Source organism: Stenotrophomonas sp. Nf1, assembly GCF_003028475.1.
Lineage (GTDB): Bacteria > Pseudomonadota > Gammaproteobacteria > Xanthomonadales > Xanthomonadaceae > Stenotrophomonas.
Map to the genome: position 1 here is coordinate 48,373 of NZ_PYTV01000013.1, position 12,267 is coordinate 60,639.

At 66.3% G+C, this 12,267-nt stretch carries 11 protein-coding genes and 2 tRNA genes; 11 read left to right on the forward strand and 2 right to left on the reverse strand.

The features are described from left to right. The 9 genes from C9412_RS19115 (at position 1) to C9412_RS19155 (ending at position 8,739) form a co-directional block, all read left to right on the forward strand. Positions 1–423: a biopolymer transporter ExbD gene (locus tag C9412_RS19115; protein ID WP_107233055.1), complete on the forward strand. Its 423-nt coding sequence runs from the start codon at positions 1–3 to the stop codon at positions 421–423. Then, entirely contained in the window at positions 420–2,168 is a 1,749-nt protein-coding gene (gene msbA / locus C9412_RS19120; RefSeq protein WP_107233056.1) for a lipid A export permease/ATP-binding protein MsbA, read from the forward strand. Before C9412_RS19115 ends, msbA begins: the two co-directional genes overlap by 4 nt. Beyond that, entirely contained in the window at positions 2,168–3,187 is a 1,020-nt protein-coding gene (lpxK, locus tag C9412_RS19125; RefSeq protein WP_107233057.1) for a tetraacyldisaccharide 4'-kinase, read from the forward strand. The genes msbA and lpxK overlap by 1 nt, the downstream gene beginning before the upstream one ends. 75 nt (positions 3,188–3,262) lie before the next feature. Further along, positions 3,263–4,036: a 3-deoxy-manno-octulosonate cytidylyltransferase gene (kdsB, locus tag C9412_RS19130; RefSeq protein WP_107233058.1), complete on the forward strand. Its 774-nt coding sequence runs from the start codon at positions 3,263–3,265 to the stop codon at positions 4,034–4,036. After that, positions 4,033–4,521 carry a low molecular weight protein-tyrosine-phosphatase gene (locus tag C9412_RS19135; RefSeq protein ID WP_107233059.1) on the forward strand — a complete coding sequence of 163 codons (489 nt, stop codon included), beginning with the start codon at positions 4,033–4,035 and terminating at the stop codon, positions 4,519–4,521. The genes kdsB and C9412_RS19135 overlap by 4 nt, the downstream gene beginning before the upstream one ends. Next, positions 4,518–5,930, forward strand: coding sequence for a hypothetical protein (locus tag C9412_RS19140; RefSeq protein ID WP_107233060.1), 1,413 nt, complete (start codon positions 4,518–4,520; stop codon positions 5,928–5,930). The genes C9412_RS19135 and C9412_RS19140 overlap by 4 nt, the downstream gene beginning before the upstream one ends. Beyond that, the gene (gene uvrC / locus C9412_RS19145) at positions 5,927–7,771 is read left to right on the forward strand and encodes an excinuclease ABC subunit UvrC (protein WP_107233061.1); all 1,845 of its coding nucleotides are present in this window, start codon (positions 5,927–5,929) and stop codon (positions 7,769–7,771) included. Before C9412_RS19140 ends, uvrC begins: the two co-directional genes overlap by 4 nt. A gap of 18 nt (positions 7,772–7,789) precedes the next feature. Further along, entirely contained in the window at positions 7,790–8,419 is a 630-nt protein-coding gene (pgsA, locus tag C9412_RS19150; protein ID WP_107233062.1) for a CDP-diacylglycerol--glycerol-3-phosphate 3-phosphatidyltransferase, read from the forward strand. Positions 8,420–8,663: 244 nt separating this feature from the next. After that, positions 8,664–8,739, forward strand: a tRNA-Gly gene (locus tag C9412_RS19155). A gap of 177 nt (positions 8,740–8,916) precedes the next feature. Here the strand turns inward: C9412_RS19155 and C9412_RS19160 are convergent. Together C9412_RS19160 and C9412_RS19165 are read right to left on the reverse strand one after the other, a co-directional pair. Then, positions 8,917–9,648, reverse strand: a complete 732-nt coding sequence (locus C9412_RS19160; RefSeq protein ID WP_107233063.1) for a hypothetical protein — start codon at positions 9,646–9,648, stop codon at positions 8,917–8,919. 258 nt (positions 9,649–9,906) lie between these two features. Next, complete coding sequence (locus C9412_RS19165) at positions 9,907–10,467, reverse strand: Rrf2 family transcriptional regulator (protein WP_107233064.1); 561 nt, start codon at positions 10,465–10,467, stop codon at positions 9,907–9,909. Between the two features lie 285 nt (positions 10,468–10,752). On the opposite strand from C9412_RS19165, the gene C9412_RS19170 reads away from it, so the two are divergent. After that, positions 10,753–11,964: an NAD(P)/FAD-dependent oxidoreductase gene (locus C9412_RS19170; RefSeq protein WP_107233065.1), complete on the forward strand. Its 1,212-nt coding sequence runs from the start codon at positions 10,753–10,755 to the stop codon at positions 11,962–11,964. 169 nt (positions 11,965–12,133) lie between these two features. After that, positions 12,134–12,209: transfer RNA gene (locus tag C9412_RS19175), tRNA-Gly, on the forward strand. The last annotated feature ends 58 nt before the right edge of the window (positions 12,210–12,267 follow it).

Here is a 12,267-nt window from a genome sequence, read left to right on the forward strand (position 1 = left end):
ATGCGTATCGGCAACGACCGATCCCAGGATGATCCGCATATCGATCTGGTTCCGCTGATCGATGTGATCCTGGTGCTGATCATCTTCTTCGTGGTCACCACCACCTTCGACGCGCGTTCGACGCTGCAGGTGCAACTGCCGACCGCCAGCCAGCAGCCCAACAACGAACCGCCGCGTTCGCTCAGCGTGCTGATCAACGCCGAGGGCCGCTATTTCATCAATGACCAGGAAGTGCTGCGCAGCGACGTCGAGTCGGTCAAGCAGACCATCGCCGCCGTCGCCGGCAGTGATCGCAGCCAGCCGGTGCTGCTGCGCGCCGATGCACGCACTCCCTACCAGGCTGTGGTGACCGCGCAGGACGCGCTCGGTCAGCTCGGTTTCCGTCGTATCGCCATTGCAACTGCGCCAGAGGTGCGTCCATGAGTTCCCATCACGCGCCGGTGTGGCCGATCTACAAACGTCTGCTGGGCTACACCCGCACCTACTGGGTGTTCATGGTGGGTGCGGTCATTGCCATGGTGGTCGAGGCCCTGGCCGGCTATCACTTCACCAAGCTGATGGAGCCGCTGGTCAACCGCGGTTTCGTCAACCCCGAACCGCGCATGGCGGTGATCCTGCCGCTGACGATCCTGGGCCTGTTCCTGATGCGCAGCGTGGCCACCTGGGTCAGCGACTACACGCTGGCCAAGACCGGCCGCAGCGTGGTGCGCGACCTGCGCGAGCAGGTGCTGCAGAAGTACCTGCACCTGCCGTCGTCGCACTTCGATACCGAAGCGACGCCGGTGATGGTCAGCCGCCTGAACTTCGATACCGAACAGGTCACCCAGGCCAGCGCCGATGCGCTCAAGACCGTGGTGGCCGATACCCTGACCATCATCGCGATGCTGGCGGTGATGCTGCAGATGAGCGTGAAGGTCACCCTGGCGATGCTGCTGGTGGTGCCGCTGATCGGTGGCATCGTGTCCTATGTGGGCAAGCGCTACCGCCGCATCAGCCGTGGCATCCAGGATGGCATGGGCACGATGGCGCAGACCGCCGAGCAGTCGCTGGCGGCACAGCAGGAAGTGAAGGTGCACGGCACCCAGCAGCACGAGATCTCGCGCTACTCGCGCCTGGCCAACCGCATGCTGGCGCTGAACATGAAGGTGGAAGTCACCCGCGCCGCCGCCTCCAGCGTGGTGCAGTTCCTGGCCGCACTGGCGCTGGCGGTGATCGTCTGGGTGTCCACCCGCGAAGCGCTGGCTGGCAAGCTCAACGCGGGCCAGTTCATGGGTCTGATGACCTCGATGATGGCCATCATTCCGTCGCTGCGCCGTTTGACCAGCGTGCAGACCTCGATCTCGCGCGGTGTGGCTGCCGCCGAGCGCCTGTTCGGCATCCTCGACATGCCGGTGGAGCGCGACGAGGGCCGCACGACGGTGCAGCGCGTGCGGGGTGAGCTTGCATTCGACCACGTCATGCTGCGCTACCGCGAAGACAGCGGCATCGCCCTGGACGACATCAGCTTCGTCGCCAGGCCGGGCACCGTCACGGCCATCGTCGGCCGCTCCGGCAGCGGCAAGACCAGCCTGATCCGGCTGGTGCCGCGCTTCTATGAGCCCAGTGGCGGTGTCATCACCCTCGACGGCGTGGCCCTGGACGATTACCCGCTGGCCGATCTGCGCCGGCAGGTGGCGATCGTCGGGCAGAAGGTGATGCTGTTTGACGACACCATCGCCGCCAACATCGCCTATGGCATGGAAGCGACCGACGCACAGATCCGCGCCGCGGCCGAAGCGGCCAATGCGTGGGAATTCATCGCACGCATGCCGCAGCAGCTGCAGACCCCGGTCGGCGAAAACGGTGCGCTGCTGTCCGGCGGCCAGCGTCAGCGCCTGGCGATCGCCCGCGCGATCCTGCGTGATGCCCCGATCCTGATCCTCGATGAAGCCACGGCGGCGCTGGACAACGAGTCCGAGCGGCTGGTGCAGGATGCGTTGCAGCGCCTGATGCCGGAACGCACCACGCTGGTCATCGCCCACCGCCTGTCGACCATCGAACATGCCGACCAGGTGCTGGTGATGGACCACGGCCGCATCGTCGAACGCGGCACCCACCGCGAGCTGCTCGAGATGGGGGGGCTGTACCAGCACCTGCACAGCATGCAGTTCCGCGAAAGGCAGGACTGATGGCAGGCAAGGGTACCCAGACCCCGCCGTACTGGTATGACGGCACGCCGGTTCCGTGGGCGATGCGTCTGCTGGCACCGCTGTATGCCGGCGTCACCGCGCTGCGCCGGCGTGCCTACCGGCGCGGCTGGCGCAAGCGCCACGCATTGCCGGTACCGGTCATCGTGGTCGGCAACATCACCGCAGGGGGGACCGGCAAGACACCGCTGACCATCGCCCTGGTTGAACGCCTGCGTGCGGCCGGCTGGAAACCGGGTGTGGCCAGTCGTGGCTACGGCCGCGAAGACGCCGACACACCGCTGTGGGTGCAGGCCGATACGCCGACCGCCAAGGGCGGCGACGAGCCGGTGCTGATCGCCTGGAAGACCGGCGTGCCGGTACGCGTGGACCGCGACCGGGTGGCCGCTGGCAGGGCGCTGGTCGAGGCCGGCTGTGATGTGATCGTCTGTGATGACGGCCTGCAGCACTACCGCTTGGCGCGCGATATCGAGATCGAAGTTGTCGATGCGCAGCGCCGCTATGGCAATGGCCTGATGATTCCGGCCGGGCCGCTGCGTGAACCGGTCAGCCGCGCCAGCGAATGCGACTTCCGCGTGGTCAATCTCGGCCAGGCCGAGGCGGAAAGCGCGGCTCAGGCTTGCGGTTTCGGGCAGTGGCCGATGGCGTTGCAGATCGACAGTGCGCAGCCGCTGGCCGGCGGTCGCGCGCGCCCGCTGTCGTACTTCAAGGGCCAGCGCGTGCATGCAGTGGCCGGTATCGCGCATCCACAGCGCTTCTTCGACATGCTGCGTGCGCGTGGCATCGGCGTGGTGCCGCATGCCTTCGCCGACCACCAGGCCTACCAGCCGCAGGATCTGTCCTTTGGCAGCCAGCTGCCGGTACTGATGACCGAGAAGGATGCGGTGAAATGCCGTGCGTTCGGCAACGATTGGCACTACGCGGTGCCACTGCGCGCTGAGCTGCCCGCCGCGTTCTGGGTGGCGCTGACCGATCGCCTGGACAAGCTGCGACCCAACTGAGTGGCGCGGCGGCGCTTGCATTCACACGCCGCCGGCCGCATTCCCGTTGTAACGAGCCTGCCGAGTACCGCCCGCATGACCGATTTCGTTGTCGCCATCCCGGCCCGCTATGCCGCTTCGCGGTTGCCGGGAAAACCGTTGCGTCTGCTGGGCGGTGAGCCGCTGGTGCTGCACGTGGCGCGCCGCGCACTGCAGGCCGGTGCCGGCGAGGTGTGGGTGGCCACCGACGATCAGCGCATTGCCGATGCGCTGTCCGGGCTGGCCGAAGTGAAGGTGGCGATGACCGCTGCGTCGCACGCGTCCGGCACTGACCGCCTGGCCGAATGCGCGCGTACTGCCGGCTGGGCCGATGACACCGTGGTGGTCAACCTGCAGGGTGACGAACCGTTCGCGCCAGCGGCGGGCATCCGCGCCGTGGCCGAGGCACTGGTCAACGGCACTGCGCCGATGTCGACCCTGGCCACCACCGTCGAGGACGCGCCTACGCTGTTCGACCCGAACGTGGTCAAGCTGGTGCGCAACGTGCGCAACGAAGCGATGTACTTCAGCCGCGCCCCGATCGCCTGGCACCGCGATGGCTTCGCGCGCAGTCGTGAGGCGCTGCCGGAAGGCCATGCCTGGCTGCGCCACATCGGCATCTACGGCTACCGTGCCGGTTTCCTGCAGCAGTTTGCCGCCATGCCGCCAGGGCAGCTTGAACAGGTCGAATCGCTGGAGCAGTTGCGCGTGCTGGAGGCCGGTTATCCGATCAGCGTGGCGATCTCGCCCGAGCCGTTCCCGCCGGGCATCGACACGCCCGAAGACCTGGAGCGCGCCGAGGCGCTGTTGCAGGCGCTGGCCGCACGATGAGACTGCTGGTCGTCTGCCTCGGCAACATCTGCCGTTCGCCGATGGCCGAAGGCGCGTTGCGCGCCCGCCTGGACGCCTCGCCGCTGGCCGGGCGGGTACAGGTCGATTCGGCCGGCACCGGTGACTGGCACGTGGGTGAGCCGCCGGATCGGCGCGCGATCGCCTGCGCGGCCGGTCATGGTGTGGATATCGGCGGGCTGCGTGCACGCCAGTTGCAGGCCGGCGATTTCGACCGGTTCGACTGGATCCTGTGTGCCGACGAGGCCAACCTGCGTGATGCCGGTCGCCTGGCGTCGGCCGGCCAGCGCGAGCGCCTGGCGCTGTATCTGCCGTGGTCGGGCGGGCAGGGAGCGGGCGCGATCCCGGACCCCTACACCGGGGGCAGCGAGCAGTTCGAACAGGTCTGGACGCTGGTGGACGAAGCTGCAAAACGTGCGGTGGCACGACTGTTGCATGACGCCGACTCCGGCATAATCGGGTCATGAACGTCCAGCCCGTCCCGGACCTGCCCGAGTTTGCCGCCTGGCTCAATGCCGCGCCCTGCACGCTGACCGAACTGCGCGGTCGGCCGGTGGCCTTGTTGTTCGTCAATGCCGCCTCCGCGTGGAGCGCGCAGCGCCTGGCCGAGTTCGGCCAATGGTTGTCGCGACACCCCGGCAAGCTGCAGCCGCTGGTGCTGCAGGTGCCGCGCTTCGATTTCGAGCGCGAGGCCGATGCCGCACTGAAACTGCTGCGCCGGCAGGGGTTGTCGATGCCGGTACTGCTTGATACCGACTGGGACGGCTGGCGCCGCTTCGGCATCACCGCGTGGCCGACGCTGGTGCTGCTGGATGCACAGGGCCGCGAACAGCAGCGGCTGGTCGGGCAGGGCGCCCCCGGGGACCTGGAGCGCGCCTTGAACGCGCTGTGCCAGGGCGCGCCTCTGGCGCCGCCCCGTGGCGGCAGCGAACTGCATCCGGAGCCGCGCCATCCGCTGCGCTTCCCGCTCGGCCTGGCAGTGAGCACCGAACGGCTGTACATCGCCGACAGTGGCCATCACCGCATCCTGGAATGCAGCCATGGCGGGCGCATCCTGCGCCAGTTCGGCCTCGGTACCGCCGATTTCATGGACGGCAACCTGGCCGAGGCGGCGTTCCACCGTCCGCAGGCGCTGGTGCTGGAACGCGATTCGCTGTACGTGGCCGACACCGGCAACCATGCCGTACGCCGTATCAACCTGCTGACCGGTATCGTTGACACGTTGTGCGGCAACGGTCGCCCGGGTGCGCCGGTGGAAGGGCCGGTCGCGCAGGCGCGGCAGGTCTCGCTGGACCATCCGACCGGCCTGGCCATTGCCGATAACCAGCTGCACATCGCCATGGCTGGCGACAACCGCATCTGGAGTTTCCATCTGGGCCAGCGCAGCCTGCAGTGGCGCGCCGGCAGTGGGTCGATCGATGAGCGTGACGGCAGTGGCCACCTGGCCGCCTTCGCCCAGCCGACCGCGTTGGCCGTGGTGCAGCAGGTGCTGTACGTGGCCGATGCGCTGGGCTCGTCGATCCGCGCGCTGCAGCTGCGCGGTGATCTGGTGCAGACCCTGGTCGGCCAGGGAGCCTGGCGCTTTGGCCATGAGGATGGCCCGCGCGCGCAGGCCAGCCTGCAGTTCCCGCAGGCGATCGCGCTGAGCCCCGAGGCGCCCCTGCTCTGGATCGCCGATACCGGCAACGGCCATCTGCGCACGTTGCGCCTGGGCGGCGGTGAACTGACCACCCAGCCATTGCCGCGCCGGCTGCACGGCCCGGCGGGCCTGGCAGTGGGTGCGGGCGCGGTGTGGATCGCCGAGACCGATGCGCATGCCGTACTGCGGTTCGACCCCGACAGCGGCGTGCTCAGCGAAGTACCGATCAGCGAATGACCGACGCTTCCGCCCCGGCCTTCGACGGCAAGGCCTTCGCGGCCCATTTGAGCACGGCGCCCGGTGTGTACCGGATGTACGCCGCCGACGACACCCTGCTGTATGTCGGCAAGGCGCGCGCACTGCGCAACCGTGTGGGCAGCTACTTCAACGGCAGCCCGAAGAATGCGCGGATCATGTCGATGATCTCGCAGATCGCGCGCATGGACGTGACCGTGACGCGCTCGGAAGCCGAGGCGCTGCTGCTGGAGAACCAGCTGATCAAGTCGCTGTCGCCGCGCTACAACGTCTCGCTGCGCGACGACAAGACCTATCCGCATGTGCTGCTGACCCGCGAAGACTGGCCGCGCATCGCCCTGCATCGCGGCCCGCGTGCCATTCCCGGGCGCTATTTCGGGCCGTACCCGGGCGTCACCGCAGTGCGCGAGACGCTCAACCTGATGCACAAGCTGTTCAAGCTGCGCAGTTGCGAGGACAGCGTGTTCCGCAACCGTTCGCGGCCGTGCCTGCAGTACCAGATCGGCCGCTGCAGCGCGCCCTGCGTGGAACTGGTGGCGCCGGCCGAGTACGCCGAATCGGTGCGACGCGCCGTACTGTTCCTGGAAGGCAAGAGTGATGAGCTGACCCGCGAGCTGGGTGAGCAGATGCAGGCCGCCAGCGAGGCGCTGGAGTTCGAGCAGGCCGCGCGCCTGCGCGATCTGATTTCCTCGTTGCGCAGCATGCAGACCCGCCAGTATGTGGATGGCCGCGCCGCCGATCTGGACGTGCTGGCGGTGGCCATGCAGGGCTCGCAGGCCTGCGTGCTGCTGCTGGCGTTCCGCGACGGCCGCAACCTCGGCACCCGTCCGTTCTTTCCGCGCACCAATGGCGAGGACAGCGCGGAGGAAGTGCTGGCCGCGTTCGTCTCGCAGTACTACATTGAGTTCGAGCCGCCGCGCGAGATCCTGCTGGACCGCGAGATTCCCGATGCCGACCTGCTGGTAGCGGCGCTGTCGGCCTCGGCCGAGCGCAAGGTGCAGCTGAAGTGGAACGTGCGCGGCGAGCGGGCCGGCTACGTGGAACTGGCCAGCCGCAACGCGCAGTTGACGCTGGCCACGGAACTCAACAGCCGCAATGCCCAGCACGCGCGCAGCGATGCGTTGCGCGACATGCTGGGGCTGGCCGAGCCGGTCAAGCGGGTGGAATGCTTCGATATCAGCCATACGCTGGGCGAAGCCACCGTGGCCTCGTGCGTGGTGTTCGACGCGGCCGGGCCGGTGCGCGCGCAGTATCGCCGCTTCAACATCAGCGGCATCGAGCCGGGCGATGACTATGCCGCCATGCGCCAGGCCATCGACCGCCGCTTCCGCCGTGCGGTGGAAGAGCAGGGCGTGCTGCCGGATGTGCTGCTGATCGACGGCGGTGCCGGCCAGCTGGCCCAGGCCCAGTCGGCGCTGGCCGACCTGGGCGTGGAAGGCGTGCTGCTGGTGGGCGTGGCCAAGGGCGTGGAGCGCCGCGCCGGCCACGAAGCGCTGGTGATGCCTGATGGCCGTGAGTTGCGCCCGGGGGCCGCCAATCCGGCGCTGCAGTTCATCCAGCAGGTGCGCGACGAGGCACACCGGTTCGCGATCACCGGCCACCGCGGCCGTCGCCAGAAGGCCCGGATGACCAGCAAGCTGGAGGACATCCCCGGCATCGGCCCGCGTCGCCGTGCCAGCCTGCTCAAGCATTTCGGCGGTCTGGTCGGCCTCAAGGCCGCCGGCGAGGCGGAAATCGCCAAGGTGGAAGGCATCAATGACGCCCTTGCGGCGCGTATCTACGCTAACCTGCACGGGTTGGCCACGCCCGATGCGGCCGAGTAGAGAGAGAAGCACGCAAGCATGAAGTTGACCCTGCCCACCTGGCTCACGTTGTTGCGGATCGTGATGATCCCGGTGCTGGTGCTGGTGTTCTACCTGCCCTACACCTGGACCAACTTCGCTTCGGCGGCGATCTTCGGCCTGGCCGCGATCACCGACTGGCTCGATGGCTGGATCGCCCGCCGCTACCAGCTGGAGTCGGCCTTTGGCGCTTTCCTCGATCCGGTTGCGGACAAGCTGATGGTGGCGGTGGCGCTGTTCCTGATAGTGCAGGGCCACCCGACACCTTGGATGGCGTTCTGGGCGGCGGTGATCGTCGGCCGCGAGATTGCGGTGTCTGCGCTGCGCGAATGGATGGCCGAGCTGGGCCAGCGCGCCAAGGTGCGGGTGGCGATGATCGGCAAGATCAAGACCACCGCACAGATGGTCGCACTGCTGTGCCTGCTGTACTCGGTGGCGCCGAACGTGCCGGTGGAAGATATCTGGATGGGCTGGCCGGTATTCCACATCGGTGATTGGACGCTGGCCATTGCCGCGGTGCTGACCCTGTGGTCGGGCCTGCAGTACCTGCACGCCGCCTGGCCGAGCCTGCGCGAAGATGAGCGCGCCGCGCGCGAGCGTTCGCGGCAGAAGAAGCTGGGCAACGGCTGAGCGATGCTGGGGTCGGAGCCGTTTCCGCAGGAACGGGATCCGACCCCGTCGATGCCTCCATCCACGCATGGCGTGGATCTACCGGATCATGGCGCGCTCCATCCACGCATGGCGTGGATCTACTGATGTGCGTGGGCGTTGGAGTAGATCCACGCCATGCGTGGATACGAAGTGCCAGGTACCGCGCAGACCCTGAAAAAGCGCTTGACGCCATCCTTGGAACAGGTAGAATTTCGCCTCCCAAGCGGGAATAGCTCAGTTGGTAGAGCGCAACCTTGCCAAGGTTGAGGTCGCGAGTTCGAGTCTCGTTTCCCGCTCCAGATTCAAGAAAAACGCTCCCGAAAGGGGGCGTTTTTTCGTTGTGGTCCTCCAAGGCGGCTATAGACGGCTTCGGCCAGGGTCTGAAAGATGCTCGATGTGGTGGCTACCAACATCCACCATCGCCCGCCAGACTTGACCCTTGGCTCGTCTTGCAGCCAATGAAAGCAGGGGGGCAGTCAACTGGGTTTGCCAACCAGTTGCTCTCGGGGCTTGGTGTCCTCCAGAAAGGTGTTCATCCATGCATCCATGGCTCTGAATACATCAATGTCGAATTCCGGAGTTGCAGGATTCTCATGCCACCAGATCAGGCCATCTGAATCACCATGGCTGTCGGCGTTCACTGCGACATAGTCTCCGCCACCGTTCGAGAACACGGTGATCCACCCTGCCGCAAAAGAGTCGTCTGCCTCATCGGCCAGCTCGGAGACCCTTGACTGGTCGCCAAGGTGTTGCGGGCCCATGGAGCGCGCAGGAAAGAAGGTGTAACCGTCGTGCACTTCGCGGTAGAAGTCCTGCAGTCTGCTGGGTAGATGCTTGAATTCAAAGGTCTCTGTGGATTCGCTTCCGATGGGCGTTCCGCCTACGTAGTAGTAGAGGCCGTTTCCGTCGTGAAAGATGTACGCCAGCTCAACTTCATCGCCTAGCAGCAGCACGGTGCCCAGCAGACAGTCGTTGAGCAGTGCAACTGTTGATGGGAACTCATTGGAGAATGAATTCCAGCCATCAGGAAAGACCGGGGCCATTTCAGGTCTGAGACCGAAATTTTCCCAGCTTCTGGGCAATGCGACATTCTGGGGAACATCCTTGAGTTCAAGGCAGACTTTGCGATGAGGGAATGTTTCACCAAGATCCTTGGCAATGTCCTCAAGCCTGATCATCTCATTCCTCATGCAGTGGCCGGCGACCATCTTCTGTAATCCAGACGTCTTGCTGACCAATGAACCCTGCTGGCTCAAAAGCCCGAATCAGCGTCTGCTCGACCTTTTGGCGGTGCGCTCATCGCGAATGGATTGTCGTACCTTGCTGCACTGGATCGAAAGGGTCTATGCAAATAGTCAGAAAAGGCACAGCAAACGCCCATGTTCAAAGCTGATGCAAGGGAAGGTGTCTGAGCAGCGCGGAAGAACCCACCAGCCTTTGGAACGATGCCAGCCCTCCGGTGCAGATCAATCATCATCCTGCACCGATGCGCGCGAACGCATGCCGGTGATGCGCGCTTCTTCCCGCGCGACCTGGCGGTCGGCAAACCACGCCTGCACATCACCCGCGAAGCTCGCCGGGCGCCCTTTGCCCTGAACGCCCTCGGCGATCGAGGCCAGGCTGGAACGCGCCAGTTCCGCACGCATGGCCTTCTGCGCATTGATCATCACCGCGTGGATGCCGCACACCCCGCGGTTGGCCCAGCGGGGTGGGGCGCCATCGAACAGTGCACAGCGCCCGCGGATTTCCTGGCAGTCAAACAGCGCCTTCTGCCCCTCAACGGCATCGACCACATCCAGCACGCTGATGTCTTCAGGTGCACGCGCCAACTGGTAGCCGCCGCGGATGCCGCCGGTGGACTCGACGATGCCCGCCTTCTCCAGCTTGGGGAAGATCTTGGCCATGAAGGCCGCAGGCACGCCCTGCAGTTCGGCCAGGTCGCGGCTGCTTGGCCGCTGCTCCAGCGGCGGGACCAGCCAGAGCAGGCAGTGCAGGGCGTACTCGACGCCCGTTCCGATGTGGGCCATGGGACCGGTCCAGAAGAATATAACGCGGACTATAGGGGCCTGAGTTACCGGTCGCAAGCCGGCGGCGCCTGTTGCAGGGCGTTGATTTCATTGACGTTGTGGCAGGCCAGGCGTGCCCGACTGGACGTCCCATGCTTGAACGCCGTCGATTTCCGGTGCTTGCGCCACATAACGCGGACTCATATGATCCGCGTTATGTGCTGCGCCAGCCCGGCACGTCACCTCCGCCCATGCCCTCCGCGCACCTGGGCGCCCGAACCCCCGATTCCCAGAAGGACTTCCTCCGTGTCCCAACGCATTCTTGTCATCGGCGCCGGCTTTGCCGGCATGTGGAGCGCGCTCGCCGCCGCCCGTCTTCTCGACCAGGCCGCGCGCCGTGATGTGGAGATCGTGCTGGTTGCGCCGTCGCCGGAGCTGCACGTGCGGCCACGCCTGTACGAGAAAGGACCGGAGCGCATGAAGGCGCCGCTGCAGGCCATCTTCGATGCGGGCGGTGTGCGCTACCTGGCCGGGCGCGTTGAGCACATCGACGTGGCCACGCAACAGGTACAGGTGGTCGGTGCGGGTGCGGATGCCGGCGCGCAGACGCTGCACTACGACCGCCTGGTACTGGCCGCCGGTAGTCGTCTGAACTGCCCGTCCATTCCCGGCTTGCAGGAGCATGCCTTCAACGTCGACCAGATTGCCGATGCAGCGCGCCTGCAGGCGCATGTGGAGGGTCTTGCCGCTCGGACGCCAAGCGCGGCGCGCAATACGGTGGTGATCGCGGGCGCGGGCTTCACCGGTATCGAAACCGCAGCGGAAATGCCGGCGCGCCTGCGCGAAGCGCTCGGTGCCGATGCCGCAGTCGACGTCATCATGGTCGAGCGCGCCGATGCGCTGGGCCCGGAGCTGGGTGAAGGCCCGCGCCCGGTCATCACGCAGGCGCTCAAGGAACTGGGTGTGTCCTGGCGTCTGGGCTCGGGCGTCGCTCGCGTGGATGCGGAGGGTGTGACGCTCGAAAACGGAGAACGCATCGACGCCGCCACTGTGGTCTGGACGGCCGGTGCACGCGCCAGTGCGTTGACCGCGCAGATTCCGGGGCAGCGCGACGCCGTCGGCCGGCTGCATGTGGACCGCCATCTCAAGGTGCCGGGCGTGGATGCGGTGTTTGCCACGGGCGACTGCGCACATGCCGCAACCGATGACGAGGGCAACGTGGCGATGATGTCCTGCCAGCACGCGATGAACCTGGGGCGCTCGGCCGGCCACAACGCTGCGGCCGACCTGATCGATGAAACGATGATTCCGTATGCACAGCCCAAGTACGTGACCTGCCTGGACCTGGGGTCGTGGGGCGCGGTCTACACCGAGGGTTGGGACCGCCAGGTGGTGTTGTACGGTGCCGAGGCCAAGGCGCTCAAGACCCGCATCAATACCGAATGGATCTATCCGCCCACGGGTGAGCGCGCGGAGATCCTGGCCTCGGCCGATCCACTGCGCATCGTGGTGGCCTGACAACACGGTCCCTCCCGCCGGTCAGTGGTCTACAGGCCTTCCGCCCAAGGCAAGGAAGCGCGCCCCCGGTGCCTGAACGCTGCCCGGCCATGCAGGTGAAATTTCCTGTTGACGCCGTGCAGCAATATCGACACAATAGCGCTCCTTCGACGCAGGTCGAACGGAATCTGCGGGAATAGCTCAGTTGGTAGAGCGCAACCTTGCCAAGGTTGAGGTCGCGAGTTCGAGTCTCGTTTCCCGCTCCAGATTCAAGAAGAACGCTCCCGCAAGGGGGCGTTTTTCGTTTGCCACAGCCGGTGCACC

What these genes read in the sequence shown, in the direction of transcription:
- C9412_RS19160 (WP_107233063.1), bottom strand. Translation starts at nt 9,648, where the DNA reads ATGGTCGCCGGCCACTGCATGAGGAATGAGATGATCAGGCTTGAGGAC.
- pgsA (WP_107233062.1), top strand. Translation starts at nt 7,790, where the DNA reads ATGAAGTTGACCCTGCCCACCTGGCTCACGTTGTTGCGGATCGTGATG.
- uvrC (WP_107233061.1), top strand. Translation starts at nt 5,927, where the DNA reads ATGACCGACGCTTCCGCCCCGGCCTTCGACGGCAAGGCCTTCGCGGCC.
- C9412_RS19140 (WP_107233060.1), top strand. Translation starts at nt 4,518, where the DNA reads ATGAACGTCCAGCCCGTCCCGGACCTGCCCGAGTTTGCCGCCTGGCTC.
- msbA (WP_107233056.1), top strand. Translation starts at nt 420, where the DNA reads ATGAGTTCCCATCACGCGCCGGTGTGGCCGATCTACAAACGTCTGCTG.
- C9412_RS19135 (WP_107233059.1), top strand. Translation starts at nt 4,033, where the DNA reads ATGAGACTGCTGGTCGTCTGCCTCGGCAACATCTGCCGTTCGCCGATG.
- lpxK (WP_107233057.1), top strand. Translation starts at nt 2,168, where the DNA reads ATGGCAGGCAAGGGTACCCAGACCCCGCCGTACTGGTATGACGGCACG.
- C9412_RS19165 (WP_107233064.1), bottom strand. Translation starts at nt 10,467, where the DNA reads ATGGCCCACATCGGAACGGGCGTCGAGTACGCCCTGCACTGCCTGCTC.
- kdsB (WP_107233058.1), top strand. Translation starts at nt 3,263, where the DNA reads ATGACCGATTTCGTTGTCGCCATCCCGGCCCGCTATGCCGCTTCGCGG.
- C9412_RS19115 (WP_107233055.1), top strand. Translation starts at nt 1, where the DNA reads ATGCGTATCGGCAACGACCGATCCCAGGATGATCCGCATATCGATCTG.